At 46.7% G+C, this 16509-nt stretch carries 19 protein-coding genes; 6 read left to right on the top strand and 13 right to left on the bottom strand.

The genetic code is table 11. From position 1 onward, the window contains the following. Positions 1 to 10: 10 nt before the first annotated feature. From Q1B03_RS12910 to Q1B03_RS12900, 3 genes are all read right to left on the bottom strand, one after another. Positions 11 to 1741 (bottom strand): sensor histidine kinase, encoded by a 1731-nt coding sequence (locus Q1B03_RS12910; protein WP_299741743.1) that lies wholly within the window; start codon positions 1739 to 1741, stop codon positions 11 to 13. Positions 1742 to 1994: 253 nt separating this feature from the next. Then, positions 1995 to 2729, bottom strand: a complete 735-nt coding sequence (locus Q1B03_RS12905; RefSeq protein WP_299741742.1) for a TIGR02206 family membrane protein — start codon at positions 2727 to 2729, stop codon at positions 1995 to 1997. 126 nt (positions 2730 to 2855) lie between these two features. Then, positions 2856 to 3689 (bottom strand): SDR family NAD(P)-dependent oxidoreductase, encoded by an 834-nt coding sequence (locus tag Q1B03_RS12900; protein ID WP_299741740.1) that lies wholly within the window; start codon positions 3687 to 3689, stop codon positions 2856 to 2858. A gap of 111 nt (positions 3690 to 3800) precedes the next feature. Here Q1B03_RS12900 and Q1B03_RS12895 point away from each other — a divergent pair, with 111 nt between their 5' ends. Then, positions 3801 to 4760 (top strand): YafY family protein, encoded by a 960-nt coding sequence (locus tag Q1B03_RS12895; protein WP_299741738.1) that lies wholly within the window; start codon positions 3801 to 3803, stop codon positions 4758 to 4760. A 98-nt stretch (positions 4761 to 4858) separates the two neighbouring features. On the opposite strand, the gene Q1B03_RS12890 is transcribed toward Q1B03_RS12895, so the two are convergent. The 4 genes from Q1B03_RS12890 to Q1B03_RS12875 all read right to left on the bottom strand — a co-directional run bounded on the left by Q1B03_RS12890 (position 4859) and on the right by Q1B03_RS12875 (position 7396). Further along, positions 4859 to 5542, bottom strand: coding sequence for an MBL fold metallo-hydrolase (locus Q1B03_RS12890; protein ID WP_299741736.1), 684 nt, complete (start codon positions 5540 to 5542; stop codon positions 4859 to 4861). Positions 5543 to 5603: 61 nt separating this feature from the next. Then, positions 5604 to 5954, bottom strand: a complete 351-nt coding sequence (locus tag Q1B03_RS12885; protein ID WP_299741734.1) for a hypothetical protein — start codon at positions 5952 to 5954, stop codon at positions 5604 to 5606. 78 nt (positions 5955 to 6032) lie between these two features. Continuing rightward, positions 6033 to 6911: an alpha/beta fold hydrolase gene (locus tag Q1B03_RS12880; protein WP_299741733.1), complete on the bottom strand. Its 879-nt coding sequence runs from the start codon at positions 6909 to 6911 to the stop codon at positions 6033 to 6035. Positions 6912 to 7000: 89 nt separating this feature from the next. Then, on the bottom strand, positions 7001 to 7396 hold the full coding sequence (locus Q1B03_RS12875) for a VOC family protein (RefSeq protein WP_299741731.1): 396 nt from the start codon (positions 7394 to 7396) through the stop codon (positions 7001 to 7003). Positions 7397 to 7723: 327 nt separating this feature from the next. Between Q1B03_RS12875 and Q1B03_RS12870 the strand changes: the two genes are divergently transcribed. The 4 genes from Q1B03_RS12870 (at position 7724) to Q1B03_RS12855 (ending at position 11048) form a co-directional block, all read left to right on the top strand. Continuing rightward, positions 7724 to 8293: a DeoR family transcriptional regulator gene (locus tag Q1B03_RS12870; protein ID WP_299741729.1), complete on the top strand. Its 570-nt coding sequence runs from the start codon at positions 7724 to 7726 to the stop codon at positions 8291 to 8293. A gap of 17 nt (positions 8294 to 8310) precedes the next feature. After that, entirely contained in the window at positions 8311 to 9654 is a 1344-nt protein-coding gene (locus tag Q1B03_RS12865) for a PepSY domain-containing protein (RefSeq protein ID WP_299741727.1), read from the top strand. A 16-nt stretch (positions 9655 to 9670) separates the two neighbouring features. Beyond that, complete coding sequence (locus Q1B03_RS12860) at positions 9671 to 10135, top strand: FixH family protein (protein ID WP_299741726.1); 465 nt, start codon at positions 9671 to 9673, stop codon at positions 10133 to 10135. A 151-nt stretch (positions 10136 to 10286) separates the two neighbouring features. Continuing rightward, positions 10287 to 11048 (top strand): DUF3891 family protein, encoded by a 762-nt coding sequence (locus Q1B03_RS12855; RefSeq protein ID WP_299741724.1) that lies wholly within the window; start codon positions 10287 to 10289, stop codon positions 11046 to 11048. Positions 11049 to 11201: 153 nt separating this feature from the next. Here Q1B03_RS12855 and Q1B03_RS12850 read toward each other — a convergent pair whose 3' ends face one another. The 4 genes from Q1B03_RS12850 to Q1B03_RS12835 all read right to left on the bottom strand — a co-directional run bounded on the left by Q1B03_RS12850 (position 11202) and on the right by Q1B03_RS12835 (position 15123). Next, positions 11202 to 12293, bottom strand: a complete 1092-nt coding sequence (locus Q1B03_RS12850) for an ABC transporter permease (protein ID WP_299741722.1) — start codon at positions 12291 to 12293, stop codon at positions 11202 to 11204. Further along, complete coding sequence (locus Q1B03_RS12845; protein WP_299741720.1) at positions 12290 to 13216, bottom strand: ABC transporter ATP-binding protein; 927 nt, start codon at positions 13214 to 13216, stop codon at positions 12290 to 12292. Before Q1B03_RS12845 ends, Q1B03_RS12850 begins: the two co-directional genes overlap by 4 nt. Positions 13217 to 13277: 61 nt before the next feature. Next, the gene (locus Q1B03_RS12840) at positions 13278 to 13706 is read right to left on the bottom strand and encodes a DUF6526 family protein (protein ID WP_299741718.1); all 429 of its coding nucleotides are present in this window, start codon (positions 13704 to 13706) and stop codon (positions 13278 to 13280) included. A 295-nt stretch (positions 13707 to 14001) separates the two neighbouring features. Then, positions 14002 to 15123: an NADH-dependent flavin oxidoreductase gene (locus Q1B03_RS12835; protein ID WP_299741716.1), complete on the bottom strand. Its 1122-nt coding sequence runs from the start codon at positions 15121 to 15123 to the stop codon at positions 14002 to 14004. Between the two features lie 411 nt (positions 15124 to 15534). On the opposite strand from Q1B03_RS12835, the gene Q1B03_RS12830 reads away from it, so the two are divergent. Next, positions 15535 to 15726, top strand: coding sequence for a hypothetical protein (locus Q1B03_RS12830; protein ID WP_299741714.1), 192 nt, complete (start codon positions 15535 to 15537; stop codon positions 15724 to 15726). 61 nt (positions 15727 to 15787) lie between these two features. Here Q1B03_RS12830 and Q1B03_RS12825 read toward each other — a convergent pair whose 3' ends face one another. Together Q1B03_RS12825 and Q1B03_RS12820 are read right to left on the bottom strand one after the other, a co-directional pair. Continuing rightward, complete coding sequence (locus Q1B03_RS12825) at positions 15788 to 16159, bottom strand: YnfA family protein (RefSeq protein WP_299741712.1); 372 nt, start codon at positions 16157 to 16159, stop codon at positions 15788 to 15790. A gap of 72 nt (positions 16160 to 16231) precedes the next feature. After that, positions 16232 to 16495 carry a hypothetical protein gene (locus Q1B03_RS12820; RefSeq protein WP_299741711.1) on the bottom strand — a complete coding sequence of 88 codons (264 nt, stop codon included), beginning with the start codon at positions 16493 to 16495 and terminating at the stop codon, positions 16232 to 16234. Between the last annotated feature and the right edge of the window lie 14 nt (positions 16496 to 16509).

Below are 16509 nucleotides of genomic sequence, written 5' to 3'. Positions count from 1 at the left end.
TTTCCCCCTTCTATCTATCCCGAAGGAAAGGGAGCCTCATGGTGACCTTGAAGCCCATCCCCTCCATTGTATCGATATGAAAAGATACTTGATCGTTGAAATTCAACTGCAATCGGTCATAAATATTTTTCAGCCCGATTCCCTTGTCCTGAAACGACTTGGGGGAACCTTTGGCGTAAACGGACGCTTTGATTCTTTGCAATTCTTCTTCTGACAAGGATGCTCCTGTATTTTTGATGAGGAATAGGATGGAATTCCTGTCCCGTTTCCCTGTGATCTTCAAAGAGGAATCGTCATAGCCTTCTTCATAGCTGTGTTTAAAATAGTTCTCCACAAGGGGCTGAAGGATCATGCTCGGAATCGAAGCGGAAAGGATCTCCTCCTCCATCTCGATCTCTGCGTGAACCCCCTCCCCGAATCTCTCCTTCTGCAGTGAGAGATAGGCCTGGATATAATTCAATTCATCCTGTACGGTCACCCACTGATCCGCATGAAGGGAATATCTCATCATCTTGGACAGGGAAATGATCAGTTTGTAAACATCCTTCGCACTGGACCTGAGGGCGACGGCCCCGATCGTCTGGAGCGCATTGAAGAGGAAATGGGGATTCACCTGGGACCTCAAGGCACGGAACTGATTCCTTTGGCTCTCGATTTCCAGTTTATACTCTCGGTCGATATGCTGATTGATCCGGTCCAGCATATCATCCATGTGATCTTCAAGATGACCCAATTCATCCTTCCTCGAAGTGGTGAAATCGATGTCCATGTTCCCTCCCTCAATGGAACGGACCTTCTCACTAAGATTGGTGATGGGCTTCGTGATGATATGGGAAATGATCACGATCATGATGATTCCAAGGACCACCACACCGACCCCCAAGACAATATTCGTGTATGCCGCTTCATTTACGTCCTTGAACAGCGCATCCTTCGAAATGATCTTTACCAGCTTCCATCCTTCAAGATTCCCATCCAGATTCTCGGTCAGAATGAGTTCTTCAGAAGATTTCTCCCCCTTGTAGGTTTCACTCATCTTATCCGGGCTGTTGGAATACATGATGGTATCGTGCTCATCCACCAATGCCACCCGGGCTTCCCCCGTATCGGACAGATGATGGATGAGGGACGAATAGGAGCTCATCTCGATGTCCATGGAAAAGAAGCCGAGAAACTCCCCAGTCAGGACATTGCTGACCTTGTGGTGGATCGTGAGCACCTTCGTCCGATCCGACTCCGGGATGATCGCTGCGTTATTCGCATTCTCGATCACATGAGGACGTTCGATGACATAATTCTCCGACGACTGATACAGCTTATCGAAAGGGGTCTGTTGAAGATAATCCTCCTGGACTTTCGGAGCACTGAACTTCGACCTGTACACTGTCATCGCCTCTTGACCCCGGTCGAAATAGATGCGCAGCTGCCGGATTTCCGGTCGGGTGACGGTGAAGATCTTCATGCTCCTCTCGAAGGGTTGGACCTGCTCCCCTTTCAGTCCCTGTTCGAAAACCCTCAGGACATCCGGATCGTTATACAGGGCATAGGGAACCGAAGTCATATCATCGAAATACCGTTCCAGCACTGCTCCGCTCTCCCTCATCTCTTCCAGGCTCGTCTTCATCTCATGCTCCTCGACACTCGTCTTCGTATTGTTATAAATAATGAACACCGAAAGAAAATACGGCAAGATAATGAACAGCAGCAACATACCGAACAAACGACCCCTGACACTCCTCATCTACACGCCCCCTTTCCTTACTCCAGTCCGAATTTCAGCAAGTCTAAACTATAACAGAAGCGAAGAACCCGTCAATGATTCGTAAGTCGTGCTGATTGACTCGATATGGGTCTATGGGGTTATTATGCAGGTGGAACAGGGAAAATATGAGAAAGCTGAAAAGACCCGTCATTTGAGAGAACGGGTCTTTTGTATTTTAGTTAGATTGTAAGTTGGGTAAGTCCCTGGTAGTCGCGGAATCATAAGGCTGGATTTAGGCAAATCCATCTGAATGAACTTTATCCTTATCCCTCTCCCGCTTCCTAAGCATCCCCATCGGAAGATACGTCACGAAAAACACCACAAGTGCCGCGATTTCCAGATTGATATAATACATGACACCCGACCCGAAAAAGGAAAGGATCGTTTTAGATTCCGTTGGATTGGCTAAGTAGAAGAAATTCGTTTCTAGAAGAAGGTTTAGAAAGAAAATCGGAAGGGCGAGAAGATTGACCATCAGGAAGCCGGTCCATACAGCTTTTCGTGGCACCCTGTATCCCTCATACACGATGAAATAAAGGACGGACCATGCAATCGCTGCATGATGGAGAAAGTATTTAAGAAAGCGAAAATGAGGAAATTGATATGCTATTTCAGGTGTTACCATGCTTAAGATCGGAGGAAGAAATCCAATAAAGAACAGCAGATAGAATGCCTTCTGATTCGGCTTCAGGAATAAATAAATAGCGATAAAGGTACTGACTGAACAGAGCTGCAGAGGCAGATCCCCCACCTCCCACGTCCCTGTTGAGACGAGCCAGATATGCCACGATACCTCTGACAGGACCAGCATCCAGAATAACGTCCCCTTCAAGAATGACTGATACCTCTTCAGGAAGCGTCTAAAGTAAACAAGGATAAACGATAAAGCCACAAACATCAAAAGCACAGCAATATGCGGAACAGAAAACAACTCGAACGTACGCATCTCTGTCACCGAAAACATCATGCCACCCCTCTTCCTTTTGAAAGTGGTTATCATGAATAGTCTATTCGGCTTAGATGCGGGTTAAGACTGGATTTCATCGATTGAATTTGTCCCCCGGGCCTTTAATCCGGGGAACAAAACAAACGGTTACATCGTAAACGGCGGAATATAACGCCCATCTACGTCCGTAAACTCATATTCTTTCGCCAAATCACCCGCTCTTACTACCTGTCCTGTCTTTTCCATCACCTTTGAATCCATCGCCAGCGCCGTGATGGCCCGTCCAATATAATAAGGCGTTTCTGATTTCTTCAAGTCTTCCGATTCCTGCCAGTGATCCTCGTCCACTCCCATATGCTCGAGTACAAGCTCTGTCCTCATAAACCCCGGCGAAACAGCAAGGACCGCGATATTGTCCCCTTTTAATTCTTCTGAAAGTCCATACGCCATGCGAACCAGTGCGTTCTTCGCCAAATCATAATAGAACTGTCCTCCGTACTTGCCTTCATCCCAGAAGGTCGTGTGAACGATGAGGGCCTCTTTGTTTTCACGAAGTAATGGGATGGCAAAATGATTCGTCGCCAACTGTGCCCGGACACCGGCCGTGAACATCGTATCCCAATTCGCGAGCGGCAGCTCCCAGAACGCTCCCGGATTCACCCCGATGTCATGCGCTCCCCACACGTTATTGATCAGAATATCAAGCTTCCCCTGTTCTTCACGAATTTGCTTGATCACAGCTTCCGTTTCTGAATCAATCGTATGATCACAACGAACCGCGATCCCTTTCCCACCGGCCTCTTCTATTTGAGTAACCGTGTCGTCAATCGTTCCCGGAAAGTTTTGCGTTGAATTCCCTTTTGTGCTACGTCCCGTGACATACACTGTCGCCCCGGCTTTTCCCAATTCAATCGCAATTGCGCGTCCTGCTCCCCGGCTTCCCCCCGTTACAAGTACAACTTTTCCAGTCAATGATTTCATCCAACCCATTCCTTTCATCTACAAGATACGTTTATTATACGATCCTATTCTTGACATCCACTGTCATATTTAATTAAATAAAATTAACAAATTGAGAAAAAGGTGAAGCAGATGAGAGGCGACAGACTGGTATCCATTCTCTTATTATTACAATCACACGGGCAGATGACCGCAAAACAACTGTCAGAGAGATTGGAAGTTTCCGAACGGACGATTTACAGGGACATGGACGCCCTGAGCGGAACAGGGATCCCCGTGGTGGCAGAGCGCGGAAAAAACGGCGGCTGGTCTTTACTCGAAGACTATCAGACGGATCTGACCGGTCTGAAAGAATCAGAAATCCGCTCGTTGTTCGTTTCACCTTCATCCCACCTCCTCGACGATCTCGGCTTGACCCGTACGTCCGAGGAAGCCAGAAACAAACTCATCGCCTCCCTTCCATCCACCTATCGTGAAAACGCTAAAGACGTATGGAACCGAATCCACATCGACACAAGCTCATGGCGGAAGCAGAAAGAAAAAGCAGCCTCCTTTGAAGTCATTAAAGAGGCCATATGGAAGGAACAGAAACTGAGGATCACCTACCAGCGTGCAGACGGAAAAACAGACGACCGCATTGTGGAACCACTCGGACTCGTGGCAAAAGGTGACCTCTGGTACCTCGTGGCTTCCAAGGAAAACGGAGACATCCGGAATTACAGGGCCTCCCGTATCCTCTCTGCCGATTCTTTGGCCGGAACGTTCATAAGACCCCGGGGATTCGACCTGGCTCAGTATTGGACATCCTCCACTCAATCCTTCATTAAACGGCTGCCCTCTTATGAAGTGAAAGTCGAGGTCTCTCCACTTGCTTTATCGAGGCTGACATTCACCGGACGCTTTGCCCGTGTCCTTGAGATGGGGGATAGAAACAAAGAGAACTGGATACCGGTGACCCTTTCTTTTGATACAGAAGACGAAGCAAAGGGATACATCCTCGGTTTCGCCAATCAGGTAAGAGTGATTGAACCGAAGAATCTTCGTCAAAAAATACTAGAGATGGCAGAGGCGGCTGTTGCCTTTCATCGATAATAGACTTGAATCATTAGAGGATTTCATCTTGGTCAGGACAGAGTAAATAGCACAGAAAGAAGGGATGGGCATCTACTTCCACCCATCCCTTCCACTCTTTATTTATCCGCATCTCCAATAGTGATCAACTCTTCAAGGAACACGTCAAGATCCCCCACTAACACACCGCCATGTCCCGTACACATCACATCCGGATCATATTCCTTCATCATCCTTAGTCCATTCAGGAATACTGGTAAGTCCACCTTTGCAACTCCACCACACTGAAGAAATTCAATCCAGGCTTGCCTTAGATCTTCCCCTTTTGAAACAAGCCCTCCATCCGACAAAGGATCCCCAAAGAAACAGAGGAAATCCCCCGTAAAGAGCGTTCTGGTTGGCCGATGAAAGAAAATCACAGAACCCGGAGAATGATAGCCGACTCTCGTGTATTCGTAATCCCCTATCGTTCCCCTATCAAGGAGCTCCCCGCTAATGAAAGACTCAGCCGGCAACGTCTCGTCAGCATGAATGACCTTCCTTGCCTTAGTAAATAACGGCGCCCCTCCCACATGATCCTCATGACCATGTGTGACGAGCATCAGCTTTACATCGTCAGCCGTTTTCCCGATTTTGTTTAAGGAATGCCGGAGAAACTCCAAGTGACCCTCTTTACACGAATCGACCACTGTCAATCCAGCATCCTCCTGAATAAAGTAAGCATTCGTATATGTATTCCATTCAGCATCCCAAACCGCTAACACATCTATTTGATCATTCACCTGTTCTAATAGATAATCCACTTTCGCTCCCCCTCCTGATTTCCATTTGAATCAATTCAACAAACAGGGGGGATTCTCCTTTTCACGGGAGAAGTTGGTAGATAAAACCTTGGATGAAAACCATGAGCAAGAAAGCAGATACGGCAAAAAACAGATAGCTTCGATACGATTTCCGATCCTTCTGGTGTTCTTCCGCTCCCATAATCACCATGAGGACCGCCAAGCCTGCCATGGTATATGGAAGCAAATCGTTATGATTTGAAGCCAATCCATAGAGTGATAGTGCCAGAACGATGATACTTATCGTTTTTCTTAATATTTTCAGCACGGTTGATCCCTCTTTTCCTCTTATATATACAATGTCTTCGAGATAAATAAGATGCATCCATTTCAACGCATAATCCCCAATTATTTTATAAAATTGCTTAAACACCCAGTATTCATCCTTATTTTACCATACCAAATGAATTCATCCATAAATAAAACGCCCTGTCTCAGGACGTCTGTTTTCTTACTTAATCATGAATTCTTTCACAACCTCTGCCATCTTCTCCGGTTCTTCCATCTGGATATAATGTCCGCTTTCCAGGAAGATTTCTATCTCGCCATTAGGCAGATTCCGGTAGACATCCCGCGCCATATCGATTCCTGTATTTCCATCATATAGCCCGGTCATGACCAGTACGGGCGATTCAATCGCCTTGATTCTCCCGGTCAGATTCGAGAAAGGGACTTCTTGGATCTTCTCTTTCATATCTTCATTCCCAACCCTTGGGGCGTCATCCGTGCTGATTTCGACTAGTTTCTCATAGGAACCCTTTTTGAAAAAGGAGAATGCCATCGTCGTCTGTTCATCCACTAATCCCCAAGCCGCTCCATTCCTGCCTGTATAGGGAGCCCCTTCTTGCAGGAGGTTCCTTAGCTTCCACTGAACCTCTCCGTCCGTAATCGATATAAAACTCATGATCTGATTGATCGCTAGCCTGTCCCAGTCACCAATGGCCGGCCCCTCCAGAATGATTTTCTCGACACACCCAGGGTATTTCAACGCATACTCCAGTGCCAACTCCCCTCCAAACGAGTGTCCTAATGGAATGAATTTGTCCACATTCAGTGCTTTTCTGATTTCCTCCAGATCATCAAGGAGAATGTCGATGGAATATTCCCCCGGGTCTGCCGGTGGGTCTGAACGGCCGCAGCCCCGCTGATCATAATACACAAGCGTCGCGAACTCCTCGAGCAGTTTCCCCCCCGTTTGCTCCAGGATCCATTGATGCCCTCCAGGCCCGCCATGAATCGCAATCAAAGGGGTGGTATCGTGCTCTGCCCCAGCAATCCGTACCCAATGTTTCACACCATTTACCTTGATACATAACTCTCCATTTATCAATGCCTATTCCTCCATGAACTCATCCATTCATACATATTGCCTGACCCGCAAAAGGTCAGGCAACATATCTTCTATCAATCTAAAAAATTCTACTTCGCATCCTTATCCGGCTGATGAATCCCGAACACATTGCCTTCTGTATCGATGTAATACCCCTGCCACGCCATTCCAGGAAGGGCATATTTCGGCATCGCTACCTTGCCGCCATGATCAAGAATGAGTTTCTCCGTTTGGTCATAATTTTCCACACCCATCGTACACGAATACCCATTCATCGGCTGGTTCGGTTCTGGTGGAGGACTTTGACGCTGCATCAGCGCACCATTGATCCCCATCTCATTTTCATCCCCTGTCACCGCACCAAAGTAAGGCATTCCGGCGAATTCACTCCAGTCTTCGAACTTCCATCCGAATACTTCGCCATAAAATGTCTTTGCACGTTCCATATCATCCACGTGTACTTCGAAATGTACCAATCTCCCCATAGTTCTTACCTCCTTGAATTCTATCATTTCACTATAATCATTCTGTTTCTGAAGGGAAATCCCTTCTTTTTCCTTCAGGACTCTCCAATATTTTAAAAAATCTGAATTCTATAATCCAAATCATATTAAAAATGCGTATCCTTAGTGCCCCTTCATTAAGAATTCAAAAGCGAGAAACCCATTTGTGTGAGAAATATGAAGTACAATTGTCCATCGTGTTACAAATCAACATTTTTTCACATTTACCAACAATCATTTTCTTGAATAACCTATGATCCTTCCATACTATTTAACTATAAAGCGATTTCATTCGAAAGGACGATGATTATGCTGCCCATCGACAGACAACAACAGATTTTAACCTGGCTCAAAGAGGAAGGGACACTTCGTGTATCGGAAATCAGCTCCCGCCTTGAGGTTTCGGAAATGACGGTGTATCGGGACTTGAAGCCTCTCCTTGAAGAGAACAGGGTCCACAAAACCTCCAATGGCATTTCAACCCTCAAAGATCAAGGCATTCCCACGAATATCTGCATCTATTGCCTGAAGCCGGCCACTTCCAGAAGATCGGTTCAATTGGTGAAGAAGGATCACACGATCGAGCAGGCCTGCTGCCCTCACTGTGGATTACTCCGTTACGGGGACATCCGGGGAGAGGTCGTGCAGATCATGTGTCGTGATTTCTTAACGGATATGACGATAAGTGGGAAGACCGCCACTTTCCTGATCGATGCCGACTTAAACCTGAACTGCTGCCAGCCCCAGGTGATGGCATTCGAATCGAACAAGCAGGCCCGTCAATTCCAAACGGGATTTGGAGGGCATCTTTACAGCTTTCAAGAGGCCATCGCCGTCATTTCAGAAGAAATGTCGGGCTCAGACTGCTGTCATGACTAAGAAAAGAGGAATCTACTATGCGTAAAAAGTTGAACATGTCTCCTTATCAAACGATTTGGAGATGGCATTTCTATGCGGGGATCATCATTTCACCGTTCTTGCTCATCCTGGCTGTGACGGGGTCCATTTATCTATTCAAGCCCCAGATCGAACAGAATCTATACAAAGAGTATTACGAAGTGAAAGCACAAGGGGAGAAACTTCCTGCTTCTGAACAAATTGAGGAAGTGAAGAAACTCCACCCGGATGCACAAATCACCAAGTATCGTCCGGGAGAAAGTCCAGAACGCTCCAGTGAAATCGGTATCAGCACCGATGATGGTTCAGTCACTGTCTTCCTGGATCCCTACACCGGAAAATCACTTGGAGAGTTAAAGCCTGAAGACCGGATCATGGATAAAATAGTTGAATTCCATGGGGAACTGATGGCGGGAACCATCGGAGATCGTATCGTTGAGCTTGTCGCCTCCTGGGCCATCGTTCTGATTATCACAGGATTATTCCTATGGTTTCCACGTAAGAAAGACAAGCTGTCGGGAGTGTTCTTTCCCCGTTTCGGTAAGGGAAAAAGCATCCTGCGCCGGGACCTTCACGCTGTACCCGCTTTCTGGATTACAGCTGGAATGCTGTTCCTGATCATGACAGGCTTGCCTTGGTCGGGCTTCTGGGGAACGAACTTCCAGAATCTCATGACGAATGCAGGTGCCGGATACCCTCCATCGATTTGGACAGGTGAAGCACCACAGTCCGTTGTGAAAACAAAAGAAATCGCCGACGTCCCATGGGCAGCGGAAAACCTGGAAGTCCCTGTATCGGCACTCGAAGGCTACACTCCCGTATCGATCAATGATGTCGTGAGCATCGCCGACAGAGAAGGAATCGACCCGAGTTACACGGTGTACATCCCTGAGGGTGAGAACGGCGTCTATACACTGTCTGCCTTTCCAGCAAAAGCTCAGAATGAGGTCACCATGCACCTTGATCAATATTCTGGAGCTGTCCTGGCTGATTATCGCTTCGACCATTACGGTATCGGCGGGAAAATCGTCGCCATGGGTATTACCCTCCATACCGGAACTCAATTTGGTTTCATCAACCAATTGATCAGTCTCTTCATTTGCCTGGGGATTATCCTGGTGGTGGTGAGCGGATTCTATCTATGGTTAAAGCGGAAACCGAAAAGAGAAATGGGCTCACCGAAAGCGCCAAGCATCTTGAAAATGAAGCTCTTCCTGCTTCTCATGATTGTCTTGGGTATCCTCTTCCCTCTGGTTGGAGTTTCCTTGATCGTTATCTTGCTTCTTGACTGGCTGGTTATCAAACGGATCCCGGCTTTAAATAAATTCCTCGGTGCGGAATAAGAAAGGGCGATACTTCATGAATAATCGTACGAAAACCATTGGTCTCATCCTCATCTGCATGATGCTCGGAGCCTGTTCCCCTAAAGAGGATGCAGCCGAGCTTTACCGTCAGGAATCTCCGCTTCAGGCGGATATCACCATGCCTGAAGACTTTTCCGGAAGTGAACCGGTCAAGATTGCCCTCACACAAAACGGTCAATCCGTCGATGATGCCGATTTTGTCCATGTCGAAATATGGAAAGGTGACGGCTCCTTCCATGATCAGATGGAGGAAGCCGATAATGCCGGAGACGGGTATTATACATTTAACAAAAAGCTGACGGAAGATGGACTCTATTACATCAAGGTCCATGCCGCAAATAACGGATCCACCATCCTGCCGACCCTGCCCTTCGCTGTCGGTGAGCTGTCCAAGGCTGATGTCGAAGCCCTGAATGATCAAACTCCAGATGATAGTGGAAATCATGATTCTCACCACTGATGACAAAAGACCGAAAGCACTCGCTTCCGGTCTTTTCTTTTGAAGAAAAGACTGCCATCCTCATCACTTCTCCCATATTTTTTTCTGTAATAGACTACACCTTTGCTATAATGGATTCATAGACAAGCCCACAGAAAGGAGCCCACCCATCATGATCATTCGTGAAATCAAGGATTCATTTATCATGATCAGGCAGCACGACCACGCCTTTTTATCAGGCGAACTCATCAAGCACTTCAAGCCTTCCCTGCTAAAATCAGATGCATTCTTTGACGACGCCTTATATGCAGCCTATCAGCATGACCGCAGCTGGATCGGCCTGGACGAGACCCCGATCTGGAATGATAGGGAGAGTATTCCCTTCACCTTTTCTGACTATCCCCTCCTGCCAAAGCTCGCATTCTATAAAATCGGGGTGGACGAGATTGAGAGAGTGAACACCTATGCCAGTCTCCTATGCAGCCTGCACTTCTGCTCCTTCTTTTCACAATCCCAAAATAAAGACTGCCTTGTCTTTTTGACGGGCGAAGCCAGAAGACAAATGAACCTTAGGGAGTCGTTCCCTGACCTCGATGAAGAATTACTGCAGCAGCATTTCCACTTACTCCAATTCTCAGATAACCTGTCCTTATACCTGTGTTTGAATGAGCCGGGTGTGGCGAAAGAAGACGAGCATCCGTGGTTTAAAAATGGATTTCAGAATACAGAAATGTTTCATCCGGAAAATCAGCCGCTCATGGCCCGATGGTTGAATGAAAAGGAAGTGACCCTTGAACCTTATCCCTTTGAGAAGGAGTTTCACGTATCCCTGCAATACAAAATAGTCGTAAAAAGCTTGATTGATGAGGTGGGGGTTGCTGAAGCTTATGAGAAGAGTGACATGAAAGAGCGTATGATTTTCATTTACAAATAGAAGACGAAAATGACTGGTACGGGGTGTCAACGCCATTCGTCGATGCGTAATTCGGCACCTAGAAGAATGAAAAGGATGTGGAAAGAAGTCAAACTGCTAAGGGAGAGGACATAAAAAAGTCCAACCGGGTTGATCCGATTGGACTTTTTTATGTTACTCCCACTTAAACACATAACTAGCCAGCGCAAATCCGCCAACAAGCCAAGCACCCAAAATCAGGGTCTCCATCCCCAACTCCCAAAACGGAGTCCCAAGATTCATCGTCTCTCTCAGAGCCGAACTCAGATGAGCGATCGGCAGCACCTTCACGATCGGCTGAATAAGATCCGGCATATTGTTGATGGGAAAGAACACGCCCCCAAGGAACAGCATCGGGAACGTCACAAATCCAGCAATCGGCCCGGCACTTTCCGGATTCTTCGCCATTCCTGCGATGATAAAGCCAAGTGCCATAAAGGCAAGGGTTCCGAGGATGATGAAGAAGATCATGGCGAGCCACGAACCGGCGACGTTAATGTCAAAGATGAGGTCGGCGATCAGGACGACGAGCAATGCCTGGGTCCCGTTCAGCATCAAGCGCGCCGTAATCTGGGCTGCGATAAAGGTGGAAGCCTTCAGTCTCGTCCCCTGCATTCTGCGGAGGATCCCCCGTTCACGCCAGGCGGAAATTTGACCCGCCACCCCGTTCATATTGTTGCTCATGATCATCATAGCTACGATACCAGGGACAAGGAAATCTACATATCGAAGATTCAACGCTTCGATTCCTACCTTTTCAACCGTCACCAACGGCTTGTAGTCCACCAGGTCCTTGCTGTATTGATCGATGATTCCGTTCACCACCGTCAATCCAAGCTCTGACGTGGTCAGGTTTTTCTCATTATAGTACACAGGTAGGGAAAAAGCCTCGTTCCCCTCCTTCAGGTTATCTTCATACCCTTTCGGGATTTCGATGAGAAGCTGAATATCTCCATTCTCAACGGCTTCTTTCCCCGTTTTGACACTCTTATATTTCGTTGTCTCAATTCCCTCATTTTTATAAAATAAGTCCTTTAATTCCTTCGAAGCTTCGGATTGATCCCCGTCGATCATCCCCACTGTTAATGAAATCGAATTCCCCCCGCCTGCAAATGACCCGAGGGCCACCATCAGGATGACTGGAAAGAGCAATGTAAAGAATAGGACTTGCTTGTTACGGGCAAAAATCCGTAATTGTGCCAGGGTTAACTGCCAATAAGCTCTCATGATTCCCGCAGCCTCCTTCCTGTCATATGAATGAAGACATCCTCTAATGTCGCTTGCCGCGTTTGAAGATCCCTGATTTTTAGATCGTGCTCCTCAGACAATTGGATCAAGGATGTAAGGGAAAGCTGAAGATCATCTGTATACAGCTGGACAAACGTATCCTTGATGGCAGCTTCCTCGACTCCATCCATTTCCATGAACCACTCCTGTTCAGGTGGATTGGTGAGGTGAAATTCTACCGTACTCGTCGACTGCAGTGTCTTCACCAGATTAGCCGGCGTGTCAAGGGCGATCAGCTCCCCTTGATCCATGATGCCGATGCGGTCACAGAGTACATGGGCTTCATCCATGTAATGTGTGGACAGAATCACGGTCTTTCCCCGCTCCTTCAAGCGCAGCACAATGTCCCAAAGCGTCCGTCGCGCCTGTGGATCCAATCCCGTCGTCGGCTCATCCAAAAACACGATATCCGGATCATGAATCAGCGCCAGGGCAATTGCGAGCCGCTGCTTCTGACCGCCAGACAGCCCCTTGATCCGGTCCTTCCTCTTCTCGGTCAGGAGCATCTCCTCGATCAATTGATCGATGTCCACATGTCTCGGATAAAAACTTGCATACAAATGAAGGATCTCCTCCACCTTCAGCAACTCAAACAACGAGGTCGACTGAAGCTGAACCCCGATTACTTCCTTCACCTTATTCACGTCTTTCCGAACGTCAAAGCCGGCTAAGGTTGCCGTCCCCTCATCCGGCTTCCGGAGTCCCACAAGCATCTCGATCGTCGTCGTTTTCCCCGCTCCATTCGGACCAAGCAGGCCGAATATCTCTCCCTTTTCCACGTTGAACCGGACTTCTTTCACAGCAGTGAAGGAACCATATTTTTTCACAAGACCTTTTACGTCTACCATAATCCCGTTCGTCATAACGAGCCTCCTTTTACAAAAATGTAACCGCCCATGAGTGAGCGGTCCGTTCTTTAGATGTCTATACGCGGTGATGATCTGCACGCCAGTTTTGTACAGCTTTTTTAATATCCTTTGCAGTTAAGTCCTCTGTTAATGTGCGTTCCACTAAACCTGGAAATTCCTCATCCGGGGCAAACCGCAGGGCGATCACCTGTTTCATGGAAATAGTAGGATCTAACCGATTCCCCGTTAAGCGATAATAACGGAAATTTTCTTCGTTGCGAATGATCCGGTCCTGAAGCTGGAGAGCATATAATCGCAGCTTCACCGTCATAAACAGGAACGTAATCGCAGCGAACAGCACAATAAAACTGAGGAGCGCCTCTGTCCCCACATTTTTCACGAAGAACGTAATCGATAATACCAACGTCACAATCGATAAAAGTGCTATCCCATAATGATACAACGGATCGATCTTACTGTGATTCTCATAGCTTTGTTGTTTCATATGTACCTCCAAAGGTTTATAGATTCATTATATACCAGATGTGCGGGACAGGGGGACAGGTTTACTGTCCCATTTATGCATTTTGTAATTGAACACACTTAGAAATCATATTCTGGAATGTACTTTGTTATGAGTGGTGGGGGATTGATCCAACTTGAGACCCCTCCCAATTCACATTGGCCACACACCAATTGAAGATAGAAAAAAAGTTCATATTGTTAAAGATCACTTTGGTAACAGAAAAGGCAACTGCCACTATAGGCAGTTGCCTTTAAGCTTAATATAACTACGTGCCTTATACCCCCGGGAACCACCCTGGCGTATGAATGATTGCATTCCATAAAGGATCAGGCACTACTAACTGTTCCTGCTTTTCCTTATCGATCTCCGTCACAATTTCATCTTCTTTCCCGTCTGCAAGCTTCTGTACCCAATCGGGATCGATGATGAGACCGCGCCCCAGTGCCAATAGAGGAACCCCTGTCTCAAATGCTTTACGCGCATCTTCTGCAGAGTAGATAGAGCCTACACCGATAAGTGGAGTACGATCTGCAATCGTTTCAAGCAGGTAATCCATTCTCGTTTTCTCTACATCCTCCACGCCTCTTCTCGGTTTCGAGAAGAAATCGAATAGAGACACATGCAGATAATCCAGATCTTTGTCTGCTAATGCGTCTACCAAGGAAAGAGTATCCCCCATGGAGAATCCATTCTCCTCAGGCTCTTCAGGTGAAAAACGGTAGCCGACGATGAATGGATGCTTGGCATGCTCATCAACCACACTCTTCACCTTATCCACGATCGCCATCGGGAATGTCATCCGTTTCTCCAAGCTGCCTCCAAAACGATCCTCTCGCTGATTTGTCATTGGAGAAAAGAACTGATGGATCAAATAACCGTTTGCTCCGTGAATCTCGACGCCGTCATAGCCGGCCTCGATTGCACGGCGGGTCGTTTCTCCGAAAGCTTCGATGATTTCCTCGATCTCAGCCTCCGTTAAAGCTCTTGCTTTCTTCTCTTGATTGTCACCCATCACATCACTCGCACTGACAACGTCGCCATCAGGAACCAGGTCAGAAGGACACTGCACCCCGCCATGGAAAATCTGCAATATCGCCTTCGCACCCTGATCCTTGATTGCTCCCGCCAATCGTTCAAGACTCGGGATCATTTCATCCGTGTCACCACCAAATTCACCAGGGAATCCCTTCCCGTTAGGTGTCACATACGTACAAGCTGTGACAACCATGCTGACACCCTTCGAACGGCGGGCATAATAGTCTACCTCTGCATCCGTTACATTTCCATCATCATCTGATGAAAAGTTCGTCATCGGTGCCATGATGATACGGTTTTTCAGCTCTATTCCGTTTTTGAATCTATATGGGGTAAATAAATCTTTATACTTTGCATTCATGGTTTTTGCCTCCTTCTTGTTGTTCAAGGAATATCATAGTAGATGAAAAGATGTTTTGACCATTCATCTGCTTGGGGAATGTGCCACGCTTGATTCCTGTAAATCCAAAACAACTTGCTGAAAACCTTTATCCGCCATCTGATTATCTATGCCGGGTACTAACGGTCTTTTTTCGTACCTGGTACAATTCAACGCTTTTGTACCAGGTACAAACCTGCCTCTCCCACGTCGAAATATTATCTATATTTTTCCATATGTTCAACGGTAAGATAGTAGCAGGATGGGACGCAGGGACAGGTCCCTTGTCCCACTTCTTCATCTTTTTTTCTCCGGGATCTCCATATCTATGAGCTATTACAACAGGGTTGTCACCTGCTTTCACCTAACTCGGTTATAAAGAAGGTTTTTAGAATGGTTTGGTTATTCGTCCTGATTCCCCTCTCTTTCCTGGGTGCAGTAGCAATCGGAGGCAGCATCAAAGAGAAATACTTTTCCCAAGGCTACCTCACGGGTGATTGCTACGACACCCATAAGAGTGAGGGATATAACACGCAATGCCGCGCAGACTCCAATCAGTACAAGTGGTATACGGGTGGAAATTGATCTGCTGCACACAAAAAGGCCCAGAATTAAGCTCTGAGCCTTTTTGTATGAAATTTATTCATCACTGCCGGGGTGCAAAAAGCATGACCGATACCCCGACTAAGCAAATACCGGCACCAACCCAATCATATAAATCAGGTGTTTCTTTATCAATTCCCCAGCCCCATAAAACAGAGAGGACAATAAAGACTCCTCCATATGCTGCATACACCCTGCCGAACGATGGAAAGGTTTGAAGTGTTGCAATGACACCGTACAAAGCTAATGCGAGCCCTCCTAATAACCCCAGATAAGCAGGTTTTCCCTCTCTTAACCAAAGCCAAATCAGGTACCCGCCACCAATTTCAGCTAGACCGGCACATATAAATAAAATCGTTGCATAAAGGATATCCATCACTTCCCAGCGTTCTATTGTTACAGATAAATATAACATCTTTTACCTGAAAAGCCGATGAGTGATCGCCATTTAGGAGTTAAGGCAAATCCTGTACCCAACAATCCTATTTCACTGATACATGGAAAGCACTTTCTCTACATCACTGATCAAATCATTTAGTTCAACCTGTGATAAGCGTACAGGCATTTGATCATTTAGTGTAATAATTTGTCCGTCATCTTCGTTTTGATGTTTTTTTAAATATTGATAGATACTATCGATCTGATTCTTATTGAGGACTGACTCTGTATTCAAATCCTTTACTTTCTGTATAGAAAATTCATTAGTAGTTGAATCAAAATCCCCCGCAATAATGGTCCCTTGCAAGAACATACTCTCACTCCTCA

Source organism: uncultured Rossellomorea sp., from assembly GCF_947488365.1.
Taxonomy (GTDB): domain Bacteria; phylum Bacillota; class Bacilli; order Bacillales; family Bacillaceae_B; genus Rossellomorea.
Note: the sequence above shows the minus strand (reverse complement) of the source record. Positions and strands in the feature narration are given on the sequence as shown.

Coding starts and splice junctions, on each gene's coding strand:
- Q1B03_RS12910 (WP_299741743.1), bottom strand. CDS start 1,741: ATGAGGAGTGTCAGGGGTCGTTTGTTCGGTATGTTGCTGCTGTTCATT.
- Q1B03_RS12905 (WP_299741742.1), bottom strand. CDS start 2,729: ATGATGTTTTCGGTGACAGAGATGCGTACGTTCGAGTTGTTTTCTGTT.
- Q1B03_RS12900 (WP_299741740.1), bottom strand. CDS start 3,689: ATGAAATCATTGACTGGAAAAGTTGTACTTGTAACGGGGGGAAGCCGG.
- Q1B03_RS12895 (WP_299741738.1), top strand. CDS start 3,801: ATGAGAGGCGACAGACTGGTATCCATTCTCTTATTATTACAATCACAC.
- Q1B03_RS12875 (WP_299741731.1), bottom strand. CDS start 7,396: ATGGGGAGATTGGTACATTTCGAAGTACACGTGGATGATATGGAACGT.
- Q1B03_RS12870 (WP_299741729.1), top strand. CDS start 7,724: ATGCTGCCCATCGACAGACAACAACAGATTTTAACCTGGCTCAAAGAG.
- Q1B03_RS12865 (WP_299741727.1), top strand. CDS start 8,311: ATGCGTAAAAAGTTGAACATGTCTCCTTATCAAACGATTTGGAGATGG.
- Q1B03_RS12860 (WP_299741726.1), top strand. CDS start 9,671: ATGAATAATCGTACGAAAACCATTGGTCTCATCCTCATCTGCATGATG.
- Q1B03_RS12855 (WP_299741724.1), top strand. CDS start 10,287: ATGATCATTCGTGAAATCAAGGATTCATTTATCATGATCAGGCAGCAC.
- Q1B03_RS12850 (WP_299741722.1), bottom strand. CDS start 12,293: ATGAGAGCTTATTGGCAGTTAACCCTGGCACAATTACGGATTTTTGCC.
- Q1B03_RS12845 (WP_299741720.1), bottom strand. CDS start 13,216: ATGACGAACGGGATTATGGTAGACGTAAAAGGTCTTGTGAAAAAATAT.
- Q1B03_RS12840 (WP_299741718.1), bottom strand. CDS start 13,706: ATGAAACAACAAAGCTATGAGAATCACAGTAAGATCGATCCGTTGTAT.
- Q1B03_RS12835 (WP_299741716.1), bottom strand. CDS start 15,123: ATGAATGCAAAGTATAAAGATTTATTTACCCCATATAGATTCAAAAAC.
- Q1B03_RS12830 (WP_299741714.1), top strand. CDS start 15,535: ATGGTTTGGTTATTCGTCCTGATTCCCCTCTCTTTCCTGGGTGCAGTA.
- Q1B03_RS12825 (WP_299741712.1), bottom strand. CDS start 16,159: ATGTTATATTTATCTGTAACAATAGAACGCTGGGAAGTGATGGATATC.
- Q1B03_RS12820 (WP_299741711.1), bottom strand. CDS start 16,495: ATGTTCTTGCAAGGGACCATTATTGCGGGGGATTTTGATTCAACTACT.